19 protein-coding genes, 7 tRNA genes and 1 other RNA gene are annotated in these 22,891 nt (G+C 60.7%); 18 read left to right on the forward strand and 9 right to left on the reverse strand.

What is annotated here, in order from left to right:
• Positions 1-7: 7 nt before the first annotated feature.
• Positions 8-1,699: a sensor histidine kinase gene (locus ACJ8QI_RS13905; RefSeq protein ID WP_060419914.1), complete on the forward strand. Its 1,692-nt coding sequence runs from the start codon at positions 8-10 to the stop codon at positions 1,697-1,699.
• Positions 1,696-2,430, forward strand: a complete 735-nt coding sequence (locus tag ACJ8QI_RS13910; RefSeq protein WP_442532664.1) for a LytR/AlgR family response regulator transcription factor — start codon at positions 1,696-1,698, stop codon at positions 2,428-2,430. The genes ACJ8QI_RS13905 and ACJ8QI_RS13910 overlap by 4 nt, the downstream gene beginning before the upstream one ends.
• A 4-nt stretch (positions 2,431-2,434) precedes the next feature.
• Here the strand turns inward: ACJ8QI_RS13910 and ACJ8QI_RS13915 are convergent, their stop codons facing one another.
• Positions 2,435-2,767, reverse strand: a complete 333-nt coding sequence (locus tag ACJ8QI_RS13915) for a DUF2502 domain-containing protein (RefSeq protein ID WP_019453817.1) — start codon at positions 2,765-2,767, stop codon at positions 2,435-2,437.
• 397 nt (positions 2,768-3,164) lie between these two features.
• On the opposite strand from ACJ8QI_RS13915, the gene ACJ8QI_RS13920 reads away from it, so the two are divergent.
• Positions 3,165-4,394 (forward strand): L-lactate MFS transporter, encoded by a 1,230-nt coding sequence (locus tag ACJ8QI_RS13920; RefSeq protein WP_442532665.1) that lies wholly within the window; start codon positions 3,165-3,167, stop codon positions 4,392-4,394.
• Positions 4,395-4,463: 69 nt separating this feature from the next.
• On the opposite strand, the gene glk is transcribed toward ACJ8QI_RS13920, so the two are convergent.
• On the reverse strand, positions 4,464-5,426 hold the full coding sequence (glk, locus tag ACJ8QI_RS13925) for a glucokinase (protein WP_060419908.1): 963 nt from the start codon (positions 5,424-5,426) through the stop codon (positions 4,464-4,466).
• A gap of 310 nt (positions 5,427-5,736) precedes the next feature.
• On the opposite strand from glk, the gene ACJ8QI_RS13930 reads away from it, so the two are divergent.
• Positions 5,737-6,984 (forward strand): ion channel protein, encoded by a 1,248-nt coding sequence (locus ACJ8QI_RS13930; RefSeq protein WP_060439294.1) that lies wholly within the window; start codon positions 5,737-5,739, stop codon positions 6,982-6,984.
• On the opposite strand, the gene ACJ8QI_RS13935 is transcribed toward ACJ8QI_RS13930, so the two are convergent.
• Both ACJ8QI_RS13935 and ACJ8QI_RS13940 read right to left on the reverse strand, forming a co-directional pair.
• Positions 6,981-7,673, reverse strand: a complete 693-nt coding sequence (locus ACJ8QI_RS13935) for an aspartate/glutamate racemase family protein (RefSeq protein ID WP_019453821.1) — start codon at positions 7,671-7,673, stop codon at positions 6,981-6,983. The two genes, ACJ8QI_RS13930 and ACJ8QI_RS13935, sit on opposite strands and share 4 nt — an antisense overlap.
• Before the next feature lie 66 nt (positions 7,674-7,739).
• On the reverse strand, positions 7,740-8,192 hold the full coding sequence (locus ACJ8QI_RS13940; RefSeq protein WP_016926809.1) for a multidrug/biocide efflux PACE transporter: 453 nt from the start codon (positions 8,190-8,192) through the stop codon (positions 7,740-7,742).
• A gap of 98 nt (positions 8,193-8,290) precedes the next feature.
• Here ACJ8QI_RS13940 and ACJ8QI_RS13945 point away from each other — a divergent pair, with 98 nt between their 5' ends.
• Entirely contained in the window at positions 8,291-9,160 is an 870-nt protein-coding gene (locus tag ACJ8QI_RS13945) for a LysR family transcriptional regulator (RefSeq protein ID WP_442532666.1), read from the forward strand.
• Here the strand turns inward: ACJ8QI_RS13945 and ACJ8QI_RS13950 are convergent.
• Positions 9,157-10,818 (reverse strand): alpha-keto acid decarboxylase family protein, encoded by a 1,662-nt coding sequence (locus ACJ8QI_RS13950; protein ID WP_442532667.1) that lies wholly within the window; start codon positions 10,816-10,818, stop codon positions 9,157-9,159. The two genes, ACJ8QI_RS13945 and ACJ8QI_RS13950, sit on opposite strands and share 4 nt — an antisense overlap.
• A 188-nt stretch (positions 10,819-11,006) precedes the next feature.
• Here ACJ8QI_RS13950 and mgrA point away from each other — a divergent pair, with 188 nt between their 5' ends.
• Together mgrA and ACJ8QI_RS13960 are read left to right on the forward strand one after the other, a co-directional pair.
• The gene (gene mgrA / locus ACJ8QI_RS13955; protein WP_180547545.1) at positions 11,007-11,996 is read left to right on the forward strand and encodes an L-glyceraldehyde 3-phosphate reductase; all 990 of its coding nucleotides are present in this window, start codon (positions 11,007-11,009) and stop codon (positions 11,994-11,996) included.
• A 223-nt stretch (positions 11,997-12,219) separates the two neighbouring features.
• Positions 12,220-12,630 (forward strand): DUF2502 domain-containing protein, encoded by a 411-nt coding sequence (locus ACJ8QI_RS13960; protein ID WP_442532668.1) that lies wholly within the window; start codon positions 12,220-12,222, stop codon positions 12,628-12,630.
• 41 nt (positions 12,631-12,671) lie between these two features.
• On the opposite strand, the gene ACJ8QI_RS13965 is transcribed toward ACJ8QI_RS13960, so the two are convergent.
• Positions 12,672-13,907, reverse strand: a complete 1,236-nt coding sequence (locus ACJ8QI_RS13965; protein ID WP_033635427.1) for an Nramp family divalent metal transporter — start codon at positions 13,905-13,907, stop codon at positions 12,672-12,674.
• A 377-nt stretch (positions 13,908-14,284) separates the two neighbouring features.
• Between ACJ8QI_RS13965 and ACJ8QI_RS13970 the strand changes: the two genes are divergently transcribed.
• Positions 14,285-15,472: a NupC/NupG family nucleoside CNT transporter gene (locus ACJ8QI_RS13970; RefSeq protein WP_004936373.1), complete on the forward strand. Its 1,188-nt coding sequence runs from the start codon at positions 14,285-14,287 to the stop codon at positions 15,470-15,472.
• A gap of 118 nt (positions 15,473-15,590) precedes the next feature.
• Here ACJ8QI_RS13970 and ACJ8QI_RS13975 read toward each other — a convergent pair.
• A tRNA-Ala gene (locus ACJ8QI_RS13975) sits at positions 15,591-15,666 on the reverse strand.
• A gap of 60 nt (positions 15,667-15,726) precedes the next feature.
• Positions 15,727-15,802: transfer RNA gene (locus tag ACJ8QI_RS13980), tRNA-Ala, on the reverse strand.
• Positions 15,803-16,110: 308 nt separating this feature from the next.
• Between ACJ8QI_RS13980 and ACJ8QI_RS13985 the strand changes: the two genes are divergently transcribed.
• Positions 16,111-16,896 (forward strand): formate/nitrite transporter family protein, encoded by a 786-nt coding sequence (locus tag ACJ8QI_RS13985; RefSeq protein WP_047730144.1) that lies wholly within the window; start codon positions 16,111-16,113, stop codon positions 16,894-16,896.
• A 66-nt stretch (positions 16,897-16,962) separates the two neighbouring features.
• On the opposite strand, the gene gltX is transcribed toward ACJ8QI_RS13985, so the two are convergent.
• Positions 16,963-18,378 carry a glutamate--tRNA ligase gene (gene gltX / locus ACJ8QI_RS13990; RefSeq protein WP_442532669.1) on the reverse strand — a complete coding sequence of 472 codons (1,416 nt, stop codon included), beginning with the start codon at positions 18,376-18,378 and terminating at the stop codon, positions 16,963-16,965.
• A 294-nt stretch (positions 18,379-18,672) separates the two neighbouring features.
• Between gltX and ACJ8QI_RS13995 the strand changes: the two genes are divergently transcribed.
• The 9 genes from ACJ8QI_RS13995 to fepG all read left to right on the forward strand — a co-directional run bounded on the left by ACJ8QI_RS13995 (position 18,673) and on the right by fepG (position 22,883).
• A tRNA-Val gene (locus ACJ8QI_RS13995) sits at positions 18,673-18,748 on the forward strand.
• Positions 18,749-18,776: 28 nt separating this feature from the next.
• Positions 18,777-18,852, forward strand: a tRNA-Val gene (locus ACJ8QI_RS14000).
• A 38-nt stretch (positions 18,853-18,890) separates the two neighbouring features.
• Positions 18,891-18,966 (forward strand) — tRNA-Val (locus ACJ8QI_RS14005).
• A 38-nt stretch (positions 18,967-19,004) separates the two neighbouring features.
• Positions 19,005-19,080, forward strand: a tRNA-Val gene (locus tag ACJ8QI_RS14010).
• Between the two features lie 7 nt (positions 19,081-19,087).
• Positions 19,088-19,163 (forward strand) — tRNA-Lys (locus ACJ8QI_RS14015).
• Between the two features lie 75 nt (positions 19,164-19,238).
• Positions 19,239-19,362: non-coding RNA, RtT sRNA (locus ACJ8QI_RS14020), on the forward strand.
• 206 nt (positions 19,363-19,568) lie between these two features.
• Entirely contained in the window at positions 19,569-20,576 is a 1,008-nt protein-coding gene (gene fepB / locus ACJ8QI_RS14025; RefSeq protein WP_336842862.1) for a Fe2+-enterobactin ABC transporter substrate-binding protein, read from the forward strand.
• A gap of 214 nt (positions 20,577-20,790) precedes the next feature.
• Positions 20,791-21,846, forward strand: a complete 1,056-nt coding sequence (gene fepD / locus ACJ8QI_RS14030; protein ID WP_135638453.1) for a Fe(3+)-siderophore ABC transporter permease — start codon at positions 20,791-20,793, stop codon at positions 21,844-21,846.
• A complete protein-coding gene (fepG, locus tag ACJ8QI_RS14035; RefSeq protein WP_049233553.1) occupies positions 21,846-22,883 on the forward strand; it encodes an iron-enterobactin ABC transporter permease in 1,038 nt (345 codons plus the stop codon). Before fepD ends, fepG begins: the two co-directional genes overlap by 1 nt.
• Positions 22,884-22,891 lie beyond the last annotated feature (8 nt).

Below are 22,891 nucleotides of genomic sequence, written 5' to 3' on the forward strand. Positions count from 1 at the left end.
TTTTGAAATGCTGTTGGCGGTGTTTGATCGCGCCGCGCTGATGTTGATCTGTCTGTTTTTCCTGACCCGCACCCGGCTGTTCCGCCAACTGCTGCAAAAAGAAGACCATACGCCGCTCGAGCTCGGCATCGTCACGGCGATCTTCTCGCTGTTCGCGCTGTTCAGCACCTACTCCGGCATCAACGTCGAAGGATCGCTGGTCAACGTGCGCGTCATCGCCATTATGGCCGGCGGCATCCTGTTCGGCCCCTGGGTGGGGATCGTCACCGGCATCGTCGCCGGGGTACACCGCTATCTGATCGATATCGGCGGCATCACGTCGGTGCCTTGTCTTATCACCAGCATCATCGCCGGCATCAGCGCCGGCTACATCAACCTCAAGGTGAAAAAAGAGCAGCGCTGGCGCGCCGGCATCGTCGGCGGCATGCTGTGCGAATCCCTCACCATGCTGCTAATCGTGCTGTGGGCCAAGCCGACCGAGCTTGGGTTGGACATCGTGTCGCAGATTGCCCTGCCGATGATCCTCGGCACGGTGTGCATCGGCCTGATCGTGCTGCTGGTGCAGAGCGTCGAGGATGAAAAAGAGGTGATCGCCGCGCGCCAGGCCAAGCTGGCGCTGGATATCGCCCACAAGACGCTGCCCTATTTCCGCAACATCAACAGCGAATCGCTGGCCACCATCTGCGATATCATCCGCCAGGACATCCGCGCCGATGCGGTAGCGATCACCGATACCCATCAGGTGCTGGCCTACGTCGGCGTAGGGCGCGAAGCCTACCCGATCGGCCGCGAAGGGCTGAGCCGCGTCACCCGCGAAAGCATTCGCCACGGCAAGATCATCATCAAGAACAACCTGGAAAACCCGGCGGCGCCGCAGATCCATTCGCAGCTGGTGGTGCCGCTGTGGGAAAAAGGCGAAGTGACCGGCGCGTTGAAAATCTACTACTGCCACGCTCACCAGATCACCAACACGCTGAAGGTGATGGCGGTCGGGCTGTCGCAAATCATCTCCACGCAGATGGAAGTGTCCCGCATCGAGCACCTGCGCCAGATGGCGGACAAGGCCGAAATGCGTGCGCTGCAGAGCAAGATTAACCCGCACTTCCTGTTCAACGCGCTGAACGCCATCTCTTCCTCTATCCGCCTGAATCCGGACACCGCGCGCCAACTGATCATTAACCTGTCGCGCTACCTGCGCTACAACCTGGAGCTGAACGACGAACTGATCGATATCCGCAAGGAGCTGCATCAGATTCAGGACTATATCGCCATCGAACAGGCGCGCTTCGGCGCCAAGCTGACGGTGATTTACGACATCGACGACGACGTCTCGGTGCGCATTCCGAGCCTGCTGATCCAGCCGCTGGTGGAGAACGCCATCGTGCACGGCATCCAGCCCTGCAAGGGTAAAGGGGTGGTGGTGATCGCGGTGAAAGATCAAGGCGATCGGGTGAAGATTTCGGTGAAGGATACCGGCCACGGCATCAATCAGGAAACCATCGATCGGGTGGCGCGCAACGAGATGCCGGGCCACAATATTGGCCTGCTCAACGTGCACCACCGCGTGTCGCTGCTGTACGGTGAAGGGCTGCATATTCGCCGCCTGGAGCCAGGCACCGAAATCGCGTTCTACATCAGCAAAAACGGCGGCAAGCTGCATCAGGAAGCGAGCGCGCCGCCGGTCGGGGAGGCCTCATGAAAGCCATCATCGTGGAAGACGAATTCCTCGCGCAGGAAGAACTCAGCTACCTGATCAAGAAACACAGCAATATCGATATCGTCGCCAGCTTCGAGGACGGCCTCGACGTCCTGAAATACCTGCAAACCCACCAGGTCGACGCCATTTTCCTCGACATCAACATCCCCTCGCTGGACGGCGTGCTGCTGGCGCAAAACATCAGCAAGTTCGCGCATCGCCCGTCTATCGTGTTTATCACCGCCTATAAAGAGCACGCGGTGGAAGCGTTCGAGATCGAGGCGTTCGACTATATCCTCAAGCCCTATCACGAGGCGCGCATCGTCACCATGCTGCAAAAGCTGGAGGCGCTGCATCAGCGCCCCGCCGGCGCGGCGGAACCGACCAGCGCGCCGAGCCGCGGCAGCCACAGCATCAACCTGATCAAAGACGAGCGGATCATCGTTACCGACATCAACGACATCTACTACGCCGCCGCCGATGAAAAGGTGACGCGGGTCTATACCCGCCGGGAAGAGTTCGTGATGCCGATGAACATCACCGAGTTTTACGGCCGGCTGCCGGAAGCGCACTTCTTCCGCTGCCACCGCTCTTACTGCGTAAACCTGGCGAAGATCCGCGAGATCGTGCCCTGGTTCAACAATACCTACATTCTGCGGCTGAGCGATCTTGAGTTTGAAGTGCCGGTCAGCCGCAGCAAGGTGAAAGAGTTTCGCCAGCTGATGCGCCTGTAAGCGCTTACCAGCGCGGGCCCGGACGGTAGTAATAGCCGGGCGGCGGCGGTGGCGGCATGCGGTAATGCGGCCGGTCGCGCCAGTCGCGCGGCGGCGGCCCGTAGTAAATCACCCGTGGCGGCGGGCCATAATAGTACCCGCGCGGGCGTTCATACCGGTGGTGATCGGCCCACCAGCGCGGATCGCGCCAGCGATAGCCGTCCCAGTAGTGGCCGCGATTATCGCGATCGCCGATATGCAACGACAGGCCCGGCACGTTCACGCCGATGGACACGTCGGCCTGGCTCGCCAGCGGCAGCGCCAGCAGCGCGGCCAGTAACAACAGCGTTTTTTTCATTTCATGGACTCCTGCAGAGCGGACCTCGTCCGATCGCAGATAACATAGTCCCACGCTCATCGCCGCTCTATAGGCGCAATGCCGATTTACGCCTTTCAGACGCATCCTTCACAATTTCACCACAATCGTTCACCGGCAGTTAACAATAAATCGTTGATATCTTTGATGTAGATCACGTGCCACCCACGGCATTTCACGCGCTTTTCGGTGCAAAAACGGCAACTCACGCCGCATAACATGCATTTCATTCCTTCCGCCGTGCAACTCATTCCCGATCCGCCGCCCGCCGGGGGGGCCGGCCATATAATAAGCCCATACCGCGGGAACCCAGCTTCACCCCGCAAATTTCAGCCAACGGCTCACGCCCGGCAACGCACACACAGGAAGGAGACCGGCCATGAACACCAAACCGGCAAATCGCAGCTTAATCGTTCTCGGCACCATCATCTGTCAGATGGGCCTGGGCACCATCTACACCTGGAGCCTGTTCAACCAGCCGCTGGTCGACAAGTTCCACTGGGGGCTGGCGGACGTCGCCACCACCTTCTCCATCACCAGCTTCTTCCTGGCCTTCGCCACGCTGTTCGCCGGCAAGCTGCAAGAGCGCTTCGGCATCCGCAACCTGACGCTGTGTTCCGGCATCCTGGTCGGCCTGGGCCTTATCGCCAGCGCCCACGTCAGCTCGCTCGACATGATCTACCTGCTGGCCGGCGTGGTGGTGGGCTTCGCGGTCGGTATCGCCTACATCTCCACCCTGTCCAACCTGATTAAGTGGTTCCCGGCCAACAAAGGCCTGATTTCCGGCATCTCCGTCGGCGCCTTCGGCAGCGGCAGCCTGCTGTTCAAATACGTCAACGCCGCCCTGATCGCCGACGTCGGCGTTTCCGGTGCCTTCTTCTACTGGGGCGCCATCGTGATGGGCCTGATCGTCGTCGGTTCCCTGCTGCTGAAAGAGCCGGTGCTGGCGACCAACGCCGCGCAGCAAGGCGCCAACGGTCTGGGCAACGACTTCAGCGTGCGCCAGATGCTGGCCACCAAAGAAGCCTACCTGCTGTTCACCATCTTCTTCGCTGCCTGCATGAGCGGTCTGTACCTCATCGGCATCGTGAAAGACATGGGCGTTCAACTGGCCGGGATGGATTTGGCCACCGCCGCCAACACCGTGTCCGCCGTCGCCATCTTCAACACCGCCGGCCGCATCATCCTGGGTACGCTGTCCGATAAAGTTGGCCGTATGCGCGTCATCAGCTTCACCATGCTGGTTACCGTGCTGGCGATTGTCGCGCTGAGCTTCATGACCCTGAACCACACGCTGTTCTTTATCTGCGTCGGCGCGGTAGCCTTCTGCTTCGGCGGCAACATCACCGTGTTCCCGGCGATTGTCGGCGACTTCTTCGGCCTGAAGAACCACAGCAAAAACTACGGCATCATCTACCAGGGCTTCGGCCTGGGTGCGCTGGCCGGTTCGTTCGTCGCCAAATACTTCGGCGGCTTCCACGCCACCTTCATAGTGATTGGCGTTCTGTCCGCCGCCTCTCTGCTGATTACGCTGTTCATCAAAGCGCCGAAGGCGGTGGAAGCGGAAACGGCAGAAACCACCCAAACGGCGGAGCTGGCGAAAGCCTGATACCCCGCGCAAACGACAAGGGGCGCAACCTGTGGGTTGCGCCCCTTTTTTATTGCCCCGCCCCTGAGCTTACAGGTGCATGCCCAGCGTCTGGCGCAGATGCGCGCCGGCACCCAGCAGGCCCGGCTGGCCGTGCGTTATCATGAACACCGGGATTTCGCGCACATAGTCGCGGAAGCGCCCCTTGTCTTCAAAGGCGGCGCGGAAGCCAGAGGCCTTGAAGAATTCCATAAAGCGCGGCACGATGCCGCCGGCGATGTACACGCCGCCGAAGGTGCCCAGATTCAGCGCCAGGTTGCCACCGAAGCGCCCCATGATCACGCAAAACAGCGACAGCGCGCGGCGGCAGTCGATGCAGCTGTCTGCCAGCGCCCGCTCGGTGATGTCCTTCGGTTCCCATTTCTCCGGCAGGCGGTTGTCCGCCTTGACGATGGCGCGATACAGATTGACCAGGCCCGGCCCGGACAGCACGCGCTCGGCGGAAACGTGCCCCACTTCCGCGCGCAGCACCTCCAGAATGATGTCCTCTTCTTCGCTGTTCGGCGCGAAATCGACATGGCCGCCCTCGCCCGGCAGGCTGACCCAACGGCGATCGACGTGCACCAGGTGGGCAACGCCCAGCCCGGTGCCGGCGCCATACACCGCGATCGGTTTGCCCGGCTGCGCATCGCCGCCGCCAAACTGCAGCACGTCGTCCGGCGAGAGCATCGGGATCGCCATCGAGACGGCGGTGAAATCGTTGATCACTTCCAGATGGCTCAGCCCCAGGCTGGCCTTCATTTCTTTGATCGAGAACGCCCAGCTGTGGTTGGTCATCGCCACCCAGTCTTCGGTCACCGGGCAGGCGATCGCGATACAGGCGTCCTGCACCTCGATATCGCACGCTTTCAGGTATTGGCGGATCACCGCCTCCAGGCTGTCGAACTCCAGGCCGGAATAGGTTTTCGCCTGGGTAATCTCACCCGTCGCAACAGTGCACAACGCCAGGCGGGCATTGGTGCCGCCAACATCACCTACGAGGGCATAGGTCATTGATTTCGTCTCCGCAAAATGAAAAATAAAAAGCTGCCCACACTGTAAAATCCTGCTGCAAAAACAACAATCACCCGCCTCGGATCTGCACCCCAATAGCGATCCGGATCACAAAAAACGTTTCAGCTGGCCTGCGGCGCCGCGTTTTGAAACAAATTGCGGCAAAAAACGCCCCCCGGCGACTGTTAACCGTCATCGACGCCGGGCAATATCAATGCGTGCCTGCGCGCCGATAGTCTGGCAAGCTGTGGCCACTGCTCAACCACCCGCTCTCCCTGCCCTGCCGGGAGGCATCGACAAGGGATTATCCATGCTGCATCCGCGCGCCAATGCCATGTTGGCCTTTGCTTTGCCTGCGCTGATTATCGGTTCCGCTTCCAGTCTGGTGCTGCTGTTGGTGATGAAAATTGCCGCCGCACTGCAGCAATTACTGTGGGTGACGCTGCCCGGTGCGCTGAGCCTGGACGCCCAGTCGCCCTGGTGGCCGGTCGCGATGCTGACGCTGACCGGCGTGGCGGTCGGCCTTATCGTGCGCTATATGCCGGGCCACGCCGGGCCGGACCCGGCGACGGAATCGTTGATCGGCATGCCCCTACCGCTCTCCGCACTGCCGGGACTGGGGTTAGCGCTGATCGTCGGCCTGGCCGGCGGCGTCAGCCTGGGGCCGGAGAACCCGATCACCGCCATCAATATCGCGCTGGTAGCGGCCGCCGGAGCGCGCCTGCTGCCGAAGGTGCCGCGCATGGACTGGATCATCCTGGCGGCTGCGGGCACCATCGGCGCGATGTTCGGCACGCCGGTCGCCGCCGCGCTGATCTTCTCGCAAACCCTGGCGGGCAATAACGAAACGCCGCTGTGGGATCGGCTGTTCGCCCCGCTGGTTGCCGCCGCCGCCGGCGCGGTCACCACCCAGATGTTCTTCGTGCCCAATTTCGCCCTGCAGCTCGACGCCTACGATGTAACTCGGCTGCCGGACATCTTCAGCGGCGCCATCGTGGCGCTGATCGCCATCGCGCTCGGCATGGTGGCGCTGTGGTGCTTCCCGCACGTTCACCGCCTGTTCCATTCGATGAAAAATCCGGTGTTGATGTTAGGGCTGGGGGGCTTTGTGCTGGGCCTGCTGGCGCTGGTGGGCGGAGAGATTACCCTGTTCAAAGGGCTGGATGAAATGAAGCGCCTCGCGCAAGACGACGGCTATTCGGTGCCGGCGCTGTTGACCATTACCCTGACCAAGCTGGCGGCGCTGGTGATCGCCGCCGCCAGCGGCTTTCGCGGTGGGCGTATCTTCCCGGCGGTGTTCGTCGGCGTGGCGCTGGGGCTGATGCTGCATCAGCACGTTCCCGCAGTGCCGGCGGCGATCACCGTCTCCTGCGCCATCATGGGGCTGGTGCTGGTGGTCACGCGCGACGGCTGGCTCAGCCTGTTCATGGCGGTGGCGGTGGTGCCGGATCTGCACCTGCTGCCGGTGCTGTGCATCGTGATGCTGCCCGCCTGGCTGGCGCTGGCGGGCAAACCGCTGATGCTGGTGAATCGCCGGCAGCCGCCGCACGACGATTAGGCCAACGCGAACGCCGCGGCGGCGCGGGCGTGGATCGCGGTGGTGTCGAACACCGGCACCGACGCATCACGCTCGCTCACCAGCAAACCTATTTCGGTGCAGCCGAAAATAATCCCCTGCGCGCCCTGCTGCTCCAGATCGCTGATGATCCGGCGATACTCGTCGCGCGAGGCGTCGCGAATTTTACCCAGGCACAGTTCGTCATAGATGATGCGGTGTACGATGTCGCGATCGGCGCTGACCGGCGTCACCACGTCGATGCCGTGCAATTCCTGCAGGCGGCCGCGATAGAAGGTCTGCTCCATGGTAAAGCGCGTGCCCAGCAGCCCGACGCGGCGAATGTTTTTTTCCCGCACCTGCAGCGCCGTGGCATCGGCGATGTGAATCAGCGGCAGGCCGCTGGCCTGCTCGACCGCCTCCGCCACCTTGTGCATGGTGTTGGTGCAGATCACGATAGCTTCGGCGCCGGCGGCGCGCAAAGCCACTGCGGCGGCGGCCAGCAGCCGGCCGGCACCGTCCCAATCGCCCTGGTGCTGCAAGCGTTCAACCTCCTGAAAATCGACGCTGTAGAGCACGATTTTGGCCGAATGCAGCCCGCCGAGGCGTGCCTTTACCTGCTCGTTAATAGTGCGGTAATAAGGAATGGTGGATTCCCAGCTCATGCCACCCAGCAAGCCCAACACTTTCATCATTCGTTCCTCAGCATTTCCGACGATCCTCTGACCTTACCTGAGAATCGCCGGGCTGACGACGCCTTATTTGGCGCCGGAATTGATCGGCTGGCGCGCTTCGAACCAGCGCTGGCGCAGCGTGTCGTACAGCCAGTTATAGGCCATGGTGTACGGCAGGAAGAACAGGAAGAAACCGATTTCCAGCATAAACGCCTGCGCCCAGGAGATGCTCAGCATCCAGGCGGCGATCGGCACGCCGATCAGGATAAAACCGGCTTCAAAGCCGACGGCGTGCAGCGCACGCACTTTCAGGTTACGCACCACCCGGCTGACCGGCCACAGGCGGTCGAACACCGTGTTGTAAACCATGTTCCACAGCATCGCGACGGTGGAGAGCATCACCGCCAACGCACCGACCTGCACCATTGAGCGGTTCAGCAGCCACGCGCCCAGCGGGGCGCAAACCATCACGGCGATGGCCTCGAAACCGACGGCGTGGACGATACGTTCAATGAGAGACTTGTTTTGCAGTTGCATACATCACCTTTTTTCAACAGTTGTTGCGAAAGCCAGGTGATTATCATCGCTTTTTCGGGTAGGTTAAAAATAGATTCCATCGATAAAGTAGATAGGTTATGCACTATTCTCCGGAAGCGCTGCATGCGTTTGTCGAAGCCGCCGCCCTCGGCTCGTTTTCCGCCGCCGCGCGCAAGCTGCGCAAAAGCCAATCCGCCGTCAGCACTGCCATCGCCAATCTGGAGGCCGATCTGGCGCTGACGCTGTTCGATCGCAGCGCGCGCCAGCCGGTGCTCACCGCCGCCGGCCGCAAGGTACTGGGGCATGTGCAGGCGATCCTCGCGGCCAGCGAACGGCTCGACGCCCTGAGCATTCAGCTGGCGGGCGAGGTTGAACCGCGCCTGAGCATGGTGTTTTCCGATACCTACCAGCCCAAGCATCACGATCGGTTGATGCAGCTGTTCGAACAGCGCTACCCGGAGATTGAGCTGGAATGGATGATCGCCGAAGAAGGCGACGTTATCGATCTGCTGCAAAGCGGCCGCGCGCACTTGGGCATGGTGGAAGTGCAAAAAAGTTATCCGCCGGATATCGCCTTCTCCCGGCTGCCTGAACAGACCGAAATGGGGCTGTTCGTCGCACATCAGCACCCGCTGGCCCAGGTCGCCGCGCCAACGCCGGAGCAGCTGTCCAGCATCCGCCAGCTGATCCTGAATACCTACACCGGCGCCGAAGCGGCCAGACAGGGTGGCCTGGTCTGGTCGGCGCCCAGCTATCTGCTGTTGCTGGAGATGGCGGAACAGGGGTTCGGTTGGGCGGTACTGCCGCACTGGCTGGTGCAACAATACGGCCACGGCAAACTCACCCAGCTGCGGCCGCGCGGCTGGCCAAAACTGATTTCGGTGGATGCGGTCTGGTCCAAACTGACCCCGCCGGGCCCGGCGGGGTTCTGGATGCTGGAGCGCCTGCTGGGCGATACCCTGCCTTAAGCGGCGGCGTTGCGTGCCTGAATGGCGCGTGAGACGGTATCGAGCAGTTCCGGCATGTCCATCTTCGGCAGCATCACTTCGATGAAGGCCAGCCGATCGTCGTCCGCTACCTCGCGCAGCGCCTGGCGCAATCCGTCCGGATCGCTGACCCGCAACGCCTTCACCGGCCGCTCGCCGGCCAGCGCCGGCGGCAACTGCGTCCAGTTCCAGCGCGCGATGTCGTTATAACGTTGCTCCGGCCCATGGATCGCACGCTCGATCGTGTAACCCTGATTATTCAGCACGAAGATCACCGGCTTAAGCCCGTCGCGCAGCATCGATCCCAGTTCCTGTACGGTCAGCTGCGCAGCGCCGTCGCCGATCAGCAATATTGCCCGCCGCTGCGGTTCAGCGGTCTGTACGCCGAACGTCGCCGGCAGGGTATAGCCGATCGATCCCCAGAGCGCCTGCACGATCAGGCGGCAGCCACGCGGCAACGTCAACGCCGCCGCGCCGAAACAGGCAGTGCCCTGATCGGCCAGCACGATATCCCCGGGCCGCAGGAAATCCTGTATCTGCCGCCAGAAGGTGTGCTGATCCAGCCCTTCCCCATCGGTTTCCGGCAGCGTCGGGCGGACGATCGGCGGCAACGGCCAGCGTGACGCCAGCGACAGGCTCAGGCGGTGCAGCGCCTGCACCGCCTCGCGCATCGGAATGCGGCTAAAGCGCTGCCGCCCGACCCAGGCTTCGAACGGTTGAATGTCGATGCATTTTTCCACCGGCAAATGATGCGTGAAACCGGCGGTAATGGTGTCGGTCAAACGCACGCCGACGTTGATCACCACATCGGTGTTTTCGATAAGCTGTTTCACCGCCGGATCGCTGGCGCCGCCGCAGTAGGTCCCGACAAACCCGGCTCGGTTCTCATCCAGCACGCCTTTGCCGAGCAGCAGCGTAGCGTGCGGAATGTCGACCGCCTGCAGCCACTCGTCCAGCGCCGCTTCGGCGCCGAAGCGATCGGCCAGGAAGTCCGCCAGCAGCGATACCCGCCGCGCCGGCAGCAGCTTTTCGCGCGCTGCGGCGATAAATGCCTGCAATGCGCTGCGCGACAGTTTGGCCTGACGCAGCATCAGCGGCGCCGGTTTGGCCGACAGCGGCGCTTGTGCGACGTCGCTGGGCAACATCAGGTAAACCGGGCGATGCTCCAGCAAGGCGACGCCGATCAGGCGGTCTATCTCCACGGCGGCGTTGTCGGCGGTCAGGTTAGCCTGCGCGACGGTCACCTCTTTGGCTATCCGCGCGAAGTGGGTAAAGTCGCCATCCCCCAGCGAATGGTGCAGCAAATCACCGGCGCGCTGGGCGCGCTGCGCCGGCGTGCCGACCACGTGGATCACCGGCAGGTATTCGGCGTAGCTGCCAGCCACCCCATTCAACGCGCTCAGCTCCCCCACGCCAAAGGTGGTGAGCAGCGCCGCCGCCGGTTTGCAGCGAGCGTAGCCGTCGGCGGCATAGGCGGCGTTCAGCTCGTTGGCGCAGCCTACCCAGGTGATTTGCGGATGAGCGAGAACGTGATCGAGGAATTGCAGGTTGTAATCCCCCGGCACGCCGAAGAAATGACGGATGCCGATTTGGGCCAGACGATCGAGCAGATAATCGGCCACCGTATAGGTCTGAGTCATGATCATCACCTGTCTGCAGCTGGAGCGATTATCTTAAGTATCGAAGATGCCGTTCAAATTTCGAACAAACGCGCCTGCCTCGATCGGCAACCTGGCGTTACATGCCGGCGCTGTGATCGCTCCCCCGGCAGCGCGGTGTGAAAGCGTATACACTCAAAGCACTTCACCTCCCGCCGACAAGGATAACTATGTCCTACCAAGCCTCCCCTACGCGTTATCAAGATATGGAATACCGGCGCTGCGGCCGCAGCGGGCTGAAGCTGCCCGCCGTCTCGCTCGGGCTGTGGCACAACTTCGGCGACGCCACGCTGTACGACAACGCCCGCGGCCTGATCCGCTGCGCCTTCGATCGCGGCATTACCCATTTCGATTTGGCCAACAACTACGGCCCGCCGCCCGGCGCCGCCGAGGAGAACTTTGGCCGCATACTCAACGCCGATCTGCGGGCCTGGCGCGACGAGCTGATCGTCTCGTCCAAAGCCGGTTACACCATGTGGCCCGGCCCCTACGGCGATTGGGGCTCGAAAAAGTACCTGGTCGCCAGCCTCGATCAGAGCCTGAAGCGCATGGGGCTGGAGTATGTGGATATCTTTTATCACCACCGGCCGGATCCGGACACGCCGCTGGAAGAAACCATGGCGGCGCTGGATCTGCTGGTGCGCCAGGGCAAAGCGCTGTATGTCGGCCTGTCTAACTACCCGGCCGAACGCGCGCGGCAGGCGTTCGACATTCTGCAGCGGCTCGGCACGCCGTGCCTGATCCACCAGCCGAAGTATTCGATGTTGGAACGCACGCCGGAGGCGGGATTGCTGGATACATTGGCAGAGCATGGCGTCGGGTCGATCGCCTTCTCGCCGCTGGCGGGCGGCCTGCTGACCGACCGCTACCTGCACGGCATCCCGCAAGATTCCCGCGCCGCCAGCGGCAGCCGCTTTCTGCAGCCGGAGCAACTGACCGCCGAACGGCTGGACAAGGTGCATCGCCTCGATGCGCTGGCGCGACAACGCGGGCAAAAGCTGTCGCAAATGGCGCTGGCCTGGGTGCTGCGCGGCGATCGCGTCACCTCGGTGCTGATCGGCGCCAGCAAGAATGCGCAGATAGAAGACGCGGTAGGCATGCTGGCCAATCGTCATTTCAGTGAAGAAGAGCTCGTTCAGATCGAACAAATCCTACTGTAATCGCTTACAAATACCGCCGCTCCACCGAGCGGCGATCCCCCAGAAAAATCTCAAATCTCGGCCTGCGGCGCCGTTTTCAGAGTGGCTCTCAGATTCAACCCTATGCGCCGGCGCTATGATGCCGATATTGCAGCAAAAATAACGATAAGGCCGCTTTTTAAACTGATGAACGCGCTTCATAAAGTGATTAACGGCCAGGCCGCGCAAGCGGAAAGGAGAAGTCATGTTTAAACCTCTGCTCTTGGCCGCTATCTTGGCGGCGACGGTGTTGCCCGCCGTACAGCAGGCTCGCGCCGAAGGGCTCAGCATCGATCTGATGCCGGGCGTTTCATTGCGCATCGGCGATCGGGACAATCGCGGCCGTTACTGGGACGGTTACGACTGGCGCGATCGTGACTGGTGGCAAGGCCATCAGGGCCGCTATCTCGGCGACCGCAGCCCGCGTGGCTATTACTGGGACGGCTATCGCTGGCGCGATCGCGACTATTGGCGCAAATACTACTACTCTCGCGATGGCCGTTATTACAAGTGCGACCGCCGTTGCGACAAGCATTACTGGAAGAAAGAGAAAAAACACCATCACGATCACGATCGCGATCGCTGGCGCCGCCACGGCGATGACGACCGCGATTAACGACGACGGGCCGGCACCATGCCGGCCCGCGCTTTTTTTGCCTACAGCACGCTGCCGATCAGCAGATAGCCGTTCAATCCCACCACCACCAGTACGATCAGCTTACCCAGGTTTTGCACCACTGGGCCGTTGACCATCTCCCCCATCAGCGCCCGATTGCCGGTGAAAGCCAGCAGCGGCACCAGCGCCAGCGCAATGCCGAAGCTGAGCAGCACCTGGCTCAGCACCAGAATGCGCGTCGCGTCCATTCCCAGCATGATGACGATAAACGACGGCAGCATGGTCACCGCGCGCCGCAGCCACAGCGGGATATGGAAATGCACGAACCCTTGCATCACCACCTGCCCCGCCAGCGTGCCCACCACGGTAGAGGAGAGGCCGGCGGCCACCAGGCTCAGGCCAAACACGGTGGCAGCGGCTTGCCCGAGCAGCGGTTGCAGCGTCAGGTAAGCCACATCGAGATCGGCGATGCCGCTGTGGCCGCTGAAATGAAACGCGGCGGCGGCGGTGGCCATCATCGCCAGGTTAACGAAACCGGCAATGGTCATGGCCACGGCGACATCGACTTTGGTGGCGGCATAGCGCTCCGCCTTGTCGTGCTCGCCGCCGATTTGGGTGAGCGACGAATGCAGGTAGATCACATGCGGCATGATGGTGGCGCCCAATACCCCGGCGGCCAGAAATACCGCATCGCCGTTAGGCAGATCGGGCAGCGCCATGCCCTTCAGCAGCGGCGCGAGCTGCGGCTGGGAGAACGCCAGCTCGACGATATAAGCGGCGGCGACGAACAGCAGCAGGCCGCCAATCACCAGCTCCAGCGGTTTTTGCCCGCGCTTTTGCAGCATCAGAATTAAAAAGGTGGCGATGCCGGTCAGCACTGCGCCCTGCAACAGGGAAACGCCGAGCAGCAGCTTGAAGCCGATCGCCGCGCCGATAAACTCGGCCAGATCGGTCGCCATGGCGATGATCTCCGCCTGCACCCAATAGGCCCACACCGCCGGCCGCGGAAAACGATCGCGAATATGCTCGGCCAGGTTTTTCCCGGTGGCGATGCCCAGCTTGGCGGACAACAGCTGGATCAGCATCGCCATCACGTTGGCCCAAACCACCACCCACAGCAGGCTGTAGCCGAACGAGGCGCCGGCCTGGATGTTGGTGGCGAAGTTACCGGGATCGATATAGCCGATAGCAGCGATGAAGGCGGGCCCCATCAGCGAGAGTTTGATTTTTCTGGCGGAGCGCCCGGAGGTGGTTTCAACCACGCGACTGTTCAGCATATGTTGAACCCTTACTGAAATTACGTTTATCTCCACTCTATATAAATGATAATAATTATCAAGCGCATTTAGAGCGGTAAAACTTATCTCTGTAATAGCCAACATTAACGGTTTTATCGAAGGGTTCAGCGCGGAGCTTGCCGATTTCCGTGCTTTTCTGATGGGATTTGGGCTGCAATACCCCTGAAAGACAGGTTAGCACAAGAATACGAATTTCCTATTGCTGCTTTAACATCTTGATTTTTTATGCTTTTGCGCAACACTTTAGGAGAACTCCCACTATGATTTTCCATATTTGCAATAGAAGTCTCGTTTTTAAACGTAGCGTTACATAAAATGACAGCCGAAATTCAGCCTGCCTCAAATTTGGAGCAAACATGTCCCATATTGCGCACTTTGCGTTGGCGATAGTGGTGGTGGCGATCCTGGCCCTGTTGGTGTGCCGCGATCGTAAAAGCATCCGCATTCGCTATGTTATTCAACTACTGGTTATCGAAGTACTGCTGGCCTACTTTTTCCTGCATTCGGAAGCGGGTTTGGGCTTCGTAAAAGGATTTGCCGCGCTGTTTGACAAACTGCTCGGGTTTGCGGGACAAGGGACTGATTTCGTATTCGGCGGCATGGGCGACAAAGGCCTGGCGTTCTTCTTCCTGAAGGTGCTGTGCCCGATCGTCTTCATTTCGGCGCTGATCGGTATTCTGCAGTACATCAAGGTGCTGCCGTTCATCATCCGTATTATCGGTACCGTGCTGTCGAAAGTGAACGGCATGGGCAAGCTGGAGTCGTTCAACGCCGTCAGCTCGCTGATCCTGGGCCAATCCGAAAACTTCATCGCCTACAAGGATATCCTGGGCAAGATGTCGGAAAAGCGCATGTACACCATGGCGGCGACCGCGATGTCTACGGTGTCCATGTCCATCGTCGGTGCCTACATGACCATGCTGGACGCCAAGTTCGTGGTGGCGGCGCTGGTATTGAACATGTTCAGCACCTTTATCGTGCTGTCGCTGGTCAACCCGTACGACACCAATAAAGAAGAAGAGCTGCACCTCGGCAACCTGCACGAAGGCCAGAGCTTCTTCGAAATGCTGGGTGAGTATATCCTGGCCGGCTTCAAAGTAGCGATTATCGTTGCCGCGATGCTGATCGGCTTCATCGCCCTGATCGCCGCGCTCAACGGTGTGTTCAGCGCCATCTTCGGCCTGAGCTTCCAGGAAATCCTCGGCTACTTCTTCTATCCGTTCGCCTGGATCATGGGGATTCCTAAACACGAAGCCCTGCAGGTTGGCAGCATCATGGCCACCAAGCTGGTTTCCAACGAGTTCGTGGCAATGATGGAGCTGCAGAAAGTGTCTGCCGAACTGTCGCCGCGCAGCCTGGGGATCCTGTCGGTGTTCCTGGTGTCCTTCGCCAACTTCTCCTCCATCGGCATCGTGGCCGGTGCGATCAAGGGCCTGAACGAACACCAGGGCAACGTGGTGTCGCGCTTTGGCCTGAAGCTGGTGTACGGCTCTACGCTGGTCAGCATCCTGTCCGCTTCCATCGCGGGTCTGGTACTGGGCTAAGCCTCGAACCGACTGCGATAACAAGGCGCCTGCGGGCGCCTTTTTTGTTGGCCTGCATTCGGCGAAGGTGAAATAACGCAAAGCAAAAAGCCGACCCTAAGGTCGGCTTTTTAAATGGTGGTGGAGCTAGACGGGATCGAACCGTCGACCTCTTGCATGCCATGCAAGCGCTCTCCCAGCTGAGCTATAGCCCCACAAAAGTGGTACGCGTTGACCGGCGTTACGGTATTCCCCAACCTCTCTGAGAAGAAGGTTGGTGGAGCTAGACGGGATCGAACCGTCGACCTCTTGCATGCCATGCAAGCGCTCTCCCAGCTGAGCTATAGCCCCGTTCCACAATCACTTTGTGCTGTGAACGGGGCGCATAATATGAAACCCGCTCAAAGCTGTCAACGGCTAAATTGAATTCCTGAATCAAGCGTTGAAAAAGCCGCCAAATCAGCATGTTTGGCGCCAAAAAATCATCACTTTGTGCAGAGTTCATCCATTTTGCGCGCTACATCTCAAAATGGCAAAAGACCCTGTATATCACGTTGATTTTTAATTAACGGAATGTTAGCGAAATGCGCTTGAGTCGGACTCCCGAGCGGCATAGACTGCCCGCGCCATAAACTTCATTACTATAAACCGAGTCCGTCATGTCTTTGCATTCACCAAAAGAAATCGCCGCCCTCGCCGTTCAGGCCGGGGTAAACAAAAGCCGCGCCCCTCTCGCTAATCTGTTGATTCTGGGCTTTCTCGCCGGCGCTTTTATCGCCACCGGCTTTCTGCTGGATATTCACGTCATCGGCACCCTGCCGGCCGAATGGGGCTCTTTCGGCGCCCTGTTGGGTGCCGCGGTCTTTCCTATCGGTTTGATCCTGACCATTCTGGCCGGTGGCGAACTGCTGACCGGCAATATGATGACCTTGCCGATGGCCTGGTTTGCCCGCGAAATCCCCGCCATCGCCGTGCTGCGTAACTGGTTTTGGGTCACCCTGGCCAACCTGGCCGGCAGCCTGGCCGTCGCCTACTTCTTCGGTCATTTGCTGGGCCTGACCGAAGGTGCGTTCTTGCATAAGACGCTGGCGATCGCGCAGGCCAAAGTGGATGCGGACTTCCTGCACGCCTTTATTTCCGGCGTCGGCTGCAACTGGCTGGTGTGCCTGGCGGTATGGTTAGCCTTCGCCAGCAAGGATGTGCCGGGCAAAGTGATCGGCATGTGGTTCCCGGTCATGGCTTTTGTCGCCATCGGCTTCCAGCACGTGGTGGCGAACATGTTCATCATCCCGGCGGCCATCTTTGCCGGCGGCATGGGCTGGGAGCAGTATCTGCCCAATTTCGTCGCGGTATTTCTCGGCAACGCGCTGGGAGGCGCCGGCTTTGTCGGGCTGATGTATTTCCTCGCCTACCGCCCGGGGCTGCCGGCTAGCGAGCAAGCCTGACGCACCGCCATGAAAAAAGCCCCGGGATCGCTCCACGGGGCTTTTTCTTTATGGCGTATCAGCGAATCAGGCTTGCGCTTCGCGCTCGGCGATGTAAGCCAGCGCCATGTCGATGCGCTGCAGCGAACGCTTCTGGCCGATCGCATGCACGGTCACGTCCATGCCCGGCGACTGGCCGGCGCCGGTCACCGCAACGCGCAGCGGCATGCCGACTTTACCCATGCCGACACCCAGCTCATCCGCCGTGCCCTGAATGGCGTCGTGCACGTTTTCCGGCGTCCAGACGGTGATGGCGGCCAGCTTGGCGCGCACCGCTTCCAGCGGCTGACGCGCCACCGGGCGCAGGTGCTTCTTGGCCGCGTCGGCGTCGAACTCGCTGAAGTCTTCGTAGAAGTAACGGCAGGACTCCGCCATCTCTTTCAGCGTTTTGCAACGCTCGCCCAGCAGTTTGACGATGTCTTTCAGTTCCGGGCCGTTGCGGGTTTCAATGCCCAGCTGCTCAACGTGCCATGCCAGATGCACCGCCACTTCTTCCGCCGGCATATGGTTAATGTAGTGGTGGTTCAGCCATTGCAGCTTCTCGGTGTTGAACGCGCTGGCGGATTTGTTGATCGCTTCCAGCGTGAAGAACTCTTTCATCTCATCGCTGGAGAAGATCTCCTGATCGCCGTGAGACCAGCCCAGGCGCACCAGGTAGTTCAGCAGCGCCTGCGGCAGATAGCCGTCGTCGCGGTACTGCATAACGCCCACGGCGCCGTGACGCTTGGACAGCTTTTTGCCGTCGTCGCCGAGGATCATTGATACGTGAGCGTATTCCGGCACCGGCGCGCCCAGCGCTTTGAGAATATTGATTTGGCGCGGGGTGTTGTTGATGTGATCTTCGCCGCGGATCACATGGGTGATTTCCATGTCCCAGTCATCAACGACGACGCAGAAGTTATAGGTTGGCGAACCGTCGGTGCGGCGGATGATCAGATCGTCCAGCTCCTGGTTGCTGAATTCGATCGGGCCGCGAATTTTGTCGTCGAAGATCACCGAGCCTTCCTGCGGGTTGCGGAAGCGCACCACGTGCGGCTCGTCGTCGGTGTGGCTGCACTGGCTGTCGCGGCAGTGGCCGTCGTAACGCGGCTTCTCGCCGTTTTCCATCTGCTTCTCGCGCAGCGCTTCCAGACGTTCCTTGGAGCAATAGCATTTATAGGCCGTGCCCTGCTCCAGCATCTCGTCGATGACCGCGTTGTAACGATCGAAACGCTTGGTCTGGAAATACGGGCCTTCATCCCAATCCAGGTTCAACCAGTTCATGCCATCCATAATTGCGTCGATCGCGTCCTGGGTGGAGCGTTCCAGATCGGTATCTTCGATACGCAGAACGAACTCACCGCCCGCATGGCGGCTGAACAACCAGGAGTAAAGTGCGGTACGCGCGCCGCCGACGTGAAGATAGCCGGTCGGGCTCGGTGCAAAACGGGTTTTGATTTTCATTGGGTTCACTGCCTTATTACGCAACGCGTGTCGGCGGTTGCCGACGATTGCTCGGAATTGAAAAAAGAGTGGACGACATTGTATCACCACGCGCTAATTCCTCAACGCCGACACGATATTGCACCGGTCGATTTCGCGCGTTTTGCGGCGAGTTTCGCATAGCGTTGCGCAAAGAATCGACGCCGTTGGCGATAATTATCGCGCCCTGCCTAAATTTGCGGCGAACGATTGAAATCATTTTAAAAACCGTTGACTCACTTTGAACTATCCCTATAATGCGACTCCAACAAGACGGGGCGATTAGCTCAGTTGGTAGAGCATCTCCTTTACACGGAGGGGGTCGGCGGTTCGAGCCCGTCATCGCCCACCATCTTGTTGAAAAAAATGAGAACGAATGAGGGTGATTAGCTCAGTTGGTAGAGCATCTCCTTTACACGGAGGGGGTCGGCGGTTCGAGCCCGTCATCACCCACCATCATTCTCTCGTTTAGCAGTACCTGGAAGTCCTGAAGTGGGTGATTAGCTCAGTTGGTAGAGCATCTCCTTTACACGGAGGGGGTCGGCGGTTCGAGCCCGTCATCACCCACCATCATTCTCTCGTTTAGCAGTACCTGGAAGTCCTGAAGTGGGTGATTAGCTCAGTTGGTAGAGCATCTCCTTTACACGGAGGGGGTCGGCGGTTCGAGCCCGTCATCACCCACCACTTCTGCGGGTCGTTAGCTCAGTTGGTAGAGCAGTTGACTTTTAATCAATTGGTCGCAGGTTCGAATCCTGCACGACCCACCAATTCAGAAAAAAGCGCCTTTGGGCGCTTTTTTCGTTTCTGCGCCATCTAAACCCGACTTCATCTTCTTGCCGACAGAGTTCACCGAGTCGTGCAGGATGAAGAGCCGTAGAGGTTCGAGCATCGCGCAGCGATACGACAACGCGCAGCGTTGCCCGCAGGGTGAGGCCACAGGCCGAATCAATCCTGCACGCCCCACCCATTCAGAAAAAAGCGCCTTTTGGCGCTTTTTTCGTTTCTGTCTCCCCCCTTCCCCTTTCTTCTTATTCTTTCTTTATTCACCACGCGCTGAGATACGAATGGTTATCATTTTGCCGGTTTGAATGGTAAATTAGCGGGCATCCACCACGCAGCCAATCCGCCGCCGGATTGATACGCCTTAGTTCAAGGAAAGAAAGAGCCCGCTCATGACCCTATCCTTACGCCAGCTGTTCATTGCATTTATCGCCACTTCCAGCCTGTTGCTCAGCGGCTGCGGCCCGGACGACAAGAGCGACGGGCAGAAACCGTCCGCCCCCGCTGCCGACAGCGGTTGGCCGCGCACCATCGACAGCGCCAAAGGGAAATTCACGCTGGAAAAACCGCCGCAGCGCATCGTGTCCACCAGCGTCACCATCACCGGCACGCTGTTGGCTATCGACGCCCCGGTGGTCGCCAGCGCCGCCACCAGCCCAAATCCGCTGGTGGCCGATAAACAAGGCTTCTTTACCCAGTGGAGCGAGGTGGCCAAACAGCGCCACGTCGAACGGCTGTACCAGGTGGAGCCCAATGCCGAAGCCGTCGCCGCCGCCGCGCCGGATTTGATCGTCGTCGCCGCCACCGGTGGGGATTCGGCGTTGAAACTGTATGACCAGCTGTCGGCCATTGCGCCAACGCTGGTGCTCGATTATGGCGACAAAAGCTGGCAACAGCTGGCCAGCGAGCTCGGTGAGATCACCGGTCACGAAGCCGGCGCCAAACAGGCGGAAGATCGTTTCGAACAGCGCGTGGAGCAAGTGAAGCAGGCGATCGCGCTGCCGCCGCAGCCGACCACCCCGCTGGTGTATGCCGACAACGGCCGCGAGGCCATGCTGTGGACACCGGGGTCAGCCCAGGGCAAGCTGCTGACCCAGCTCGGCTTCCAACTGGCCACCCCGCCGGAAAGCGCCAAAGGCAACGCCAGCATGGGTAAGCGCCATGACATCATCCAGATCTCCGGCGAAAAAATGGCCGAGGGCCTGAACGGCAAAACCCTGATCCTGTTCGCCACCAACGAGCGTAAAGTGCAAGAGGTGCTGACCAACCCGTTCCTCAAACATCTGGAGCCGGTGGAACAGCGGCACGTCTACGCCGTCGGCAACGACACTTTCCGTCTCGATTACTACAGCGCCACCAACATGCTGAACCAAATCGAACGGCTGTTCAAAAAGCCCTGAACCACGCCGTCGGCGGGTCAGCCTCCTGCCGACGTTTGCCATAAACAGGGCAACCGTTCACATTCAATCAATTGAAATATCAATAGTTATTAACATCGTCAACGCACCTGCGCCACCAACCGGCGGGTGCATGCGGGCGTAAACTCGTGCTACTATTAGCGCCCGCATGAACGCAAATAACAATGAGAATAAAAATCATACAGGAGTTACCGGTGTGAACGTACCCACTCCGACTGAGCGGACGCTTTCGTCCGCCCCGCACGCAGCTTACGCCAGTGGCTTCAAACGCATCGCCGGGTTCGGTATCGGCACGGCGCTGCTGCTGCTGTGCATCATTGCCAGCCTGATGCTGGGTTCCAAAGCCATCCCCTTCCATACCGTCTGGCTCAGTCTGCAGGGCGCCGCGAGCGGTTCCGACAGCACCATCATTCTCAACGCCCGGGTGCCCCGTACGCTGGCGGGCATCTTGGCCGGCATGGCGCTCGGCGCCGCCGGCGCGCTGATTCAGGCATTGACGCGCAATCCGCTGGCCGATCCCGGCGTGCTCGGCATCAACGCCGGCGCCAGCTTCGCCGTGGTCATCGGCATCATGTTTTTCGGCGCGGCCACCACCGAAAGCTATATGGCCTACGCCTTTGTCGGCGCTGCCCTCACCACCCTGCTGGTCTACCTGATCGGCACGTTGGCGGGCGGGCGCATCAACCCGGTGCGGCTGACGCTGGCCGGCGTGGCGATCGGCGCGGTGTTGCTCGGCATCACCACCGGGCTGTCGCTGATCGATCCGCAAACCTTCGACCAACTGCGCTTCTGGCAGGCCGGCACGCTGGATATCCGCACGCTGTCCACGCTGCCGGTCACCGCCCCCGCCATTTTGCTCGGCTGCCTGCTGACGTTGCTCATCGCCCGGCCGCTGAATACCATCGGCATGGGGGAAGATCTGGCTATCGCGCTCGGCGCGCGCGTGGTGCTGACTCAGGTCATCGCGGTGATCGCCATCACGCTGCTGTGCGGCGCGGCGACCGCCACCGTCGGCCCAATCAGTTTCATCGGCCTGATGGTGCCGCATATCGCCCGCTGGTGGGTCGGTCCCGACCAGCGCTGGATCCTGCCCTACTCCATGCTGCTGGCGCCGATTTTACTGCTGTGCGCCGACGTGGTCGGCCGTCTGCTGGCGGCCGGTGAACTTCGGGTTTCCATCGTGGCGGCCTTCATTGGCGCGCCGGTCCTGATCTGGCTGGTGCGCCGCAAGAAAACGCTGGGGGGTCTGTGATGAGTCTGCCGCACACGCTGCATATCGGCCGTCCGGACGGCGTCATCAACTGGCGCATGCCGCTGCGCCTACTGTTGGTCAATCTTTCGCTGCTGGCGTTGTGCCTGGCAATGGCCGTTGCCGCGCTGTGCTACGGCACGCTGCAGCTTTCGCTGGAACAGGTCTTTGCCGCGCTCAGTGGCGAGGCACCGAAAAATCTGGTCACCGTGGTCACCCAATGGCGCTTGCCGCGTATCGCCATGGCGCTGCTGTTAGGCGCCGCGCTCGGCATGAGCGGCGCCATCTTCCAGTCGATTATCCGCAACCCGCTCGGCAGCCCGGACGTGATTGGCTTTAACATGGGGGCTTACACTGGCGCGCTGATCGCCATCACCCTGTTCAACGGCGGCTATTACTACATCGCCGGCGGCGCGTTGGCCGGCGGCATTCTCGCCGCGCTGGCCATCTACCTGCTGGCCTGGCGGCAAGGCATCGCCGGCTTCCGGCTGATCATCGTCGGCATCGCCATCAGCGCGGTGCTGGTCTCCACCAATACCTGGCTGATCATCACCGCCTCGCTGGAGCGCGCCATGGACGCCGCCATGTGGCAGGCCGGTTCGCTCAACGGCATGACCTGGCAAAAAGCCCAGCCCGCCACGGCGTTTATCGTGCTGGCGGCCGCGGCCGCGCTGCTGATGGGCAAACGGCTGCAGCTGCTGGAAATGGGCGACGACACGGCGCGCGCGCTGGGCGTGAACGCCGAAGGCAGCCGGCTGTGGCTGATGCTGTTCGGCGTCACCCTCACCGCCGCCGTCACCGCCACCGCCGGGCCGATTTCCTTTATCGCGCTGGCGGCGCCGCAGATCGCCCGCCGCCTGGCCGGACAATCCTCGGTCACCCTGACGTCCTCGGCGCTGATGGGCGCGACGCTGCTGCTCGGCGCCGACGTGGTGTCCCAACATCTTTTTGCGCCGATCCAACTGCCGGTCGGGGTCGTGACCGTCTGCATCGGCGGCCTGTACCTGATTTGGCTGCTCATCCGTGAGGCCCGCAGATAATGAAAAGT

This window comes from Serratia sp. CY84636, from assembly GCF_052166245.1.
Classification (GTDB): Bacteria; Pseudomonadota; Gammaproteobacteria; order Enterobacterales; family Enterobacteriaceae; genus Serratia; species Serratia nevei.

Bases quoted from the DNA above. Each gene is read 5' to 3' on its own strand.
- ACJ8QI_RS13940 (WP_016926809.1), bottom strand. From the start codon at position 8,192: ATGCAACTGCAAAACAAGTCTCTCATTGAACGTATCGTCCACGCCGTC.
- fepG (WP_049233553.1), top strand. From the start codon at position 21,846: ATGAGTCTGCCGCACACGCTGCATATCGGCCGTCCGGACGGCGTCATC.
- mgrA (WP_180547545.1), top strand. From the start codon at position 11,007: ATGTCCTACCAAGCCTCCCCTACGCGTTATCAAGATATGGAATACCGG.
- glk (WP_060419908.1), bottom strand. From the start codon at position 5,426: ATGACCTATGCCCTCGTAGGTGATGTTGGCGGCACCAATGCCCGCCTG.
- ACJ8QI_RS13905 (WP_060419914.1), top strand. From the start codon at position 8: ATGCTGTTGGCGGTGTTTGATCGCGCCGCGCTGATGTTGATCTGTCTG.
- ACJ8QI_RS13945 (WP_442532666.1), top strand. From the start codon at position 8,291: ATGCACTATTCTCCGGAAGCGCTGCATGCGTTTGTCGAAGCCGCCGCC.
- ACJ8QI_RS13985 (WP_047730144.1), top strand. From the start codon at position 16,111: ATGTCTTTGCATTCACCAAAAGAAATCGCCGCCCTCGCCGTTCAGGCC.
- ACJ8QI_RS13920 (WP_442532665.1), top strand. From the start codon at position 3,165: ATGAACACCAAACCGGCAAATCGCAGCTTAATCGTTCTCGGCACCATC.
- ACJ8QI_RS13915 (WP_019453817.1), bottom strand. From the start codon at position 2,767: ATGAAAAAAACGCTGTTGTTACTGGCCGCGCTGCTGGCGCTGCCGCTG.
- fepB (WP_336842862.1), top strand. From the start codon at position 19,569: ATGACCCTATCCTTACGCCAGCTGTTCATTGCATTTATCGCCACTTCC.
- ACJ8QI_RS13910 (WP_442532664.1), top strand. From the start codon at position 1,696: ATGAAAGCCATCATCGTGGAAGACGAATTCCTCGCGCAGGAAGAACTC.
- gltX (WP_442532669.1), bottom strand. From the start codon at position 18,378: ATGAAAATCAAAACCCGTTTTGCACCGAGCCCGACCGGCTATCTTCAC.
- ACJ8QI_RS13935 (WP_019453821.1), bottom strand. From the start codon at position 7,673: ATGAAAGTGTTGGGCTTGCTGGGTGGCATGAGCTGGGAATCCACCATT.
- ACJ8QI_RS13950 (WP_442532667.1), bottom strand. From the start codon at position 10,818: ATGACTCAGACCTATACGGTGGCCGATTATCTGCTCGATCGTCTGGCC.
- ACJ8QI_RS13960 (WP_442532668.1), top strand. From the start codon at position 12,220: ATGTTTAAACCTCTGCTCTTGGCCGCTATCTTGGCGGCGACGGTGTTG.
- ACJ8QI_RS13930 (WP_060439294.1), top strand. From the start codon at position 5,737: ATGCTGCATCCGCGCGCCAATGCCATGTTGGCCTTTGCTTTGCCTGCG.
- ACJ8QI_RS13970 (WP_004936373.1), top strand. From the start codon at position 14,285: ATGTCCCATATTGCGCACTTTGCGTTGGCGATAGTGGTGGTGGCGATC.
- ACJ8QI_RS13965 (WP_033635427.1), bottom strand. From the start codon at position 13,907: ATGCTGAACAGTCGCGTGGTTGAAACCACCTCCGGGCGCTCCGCCAGA.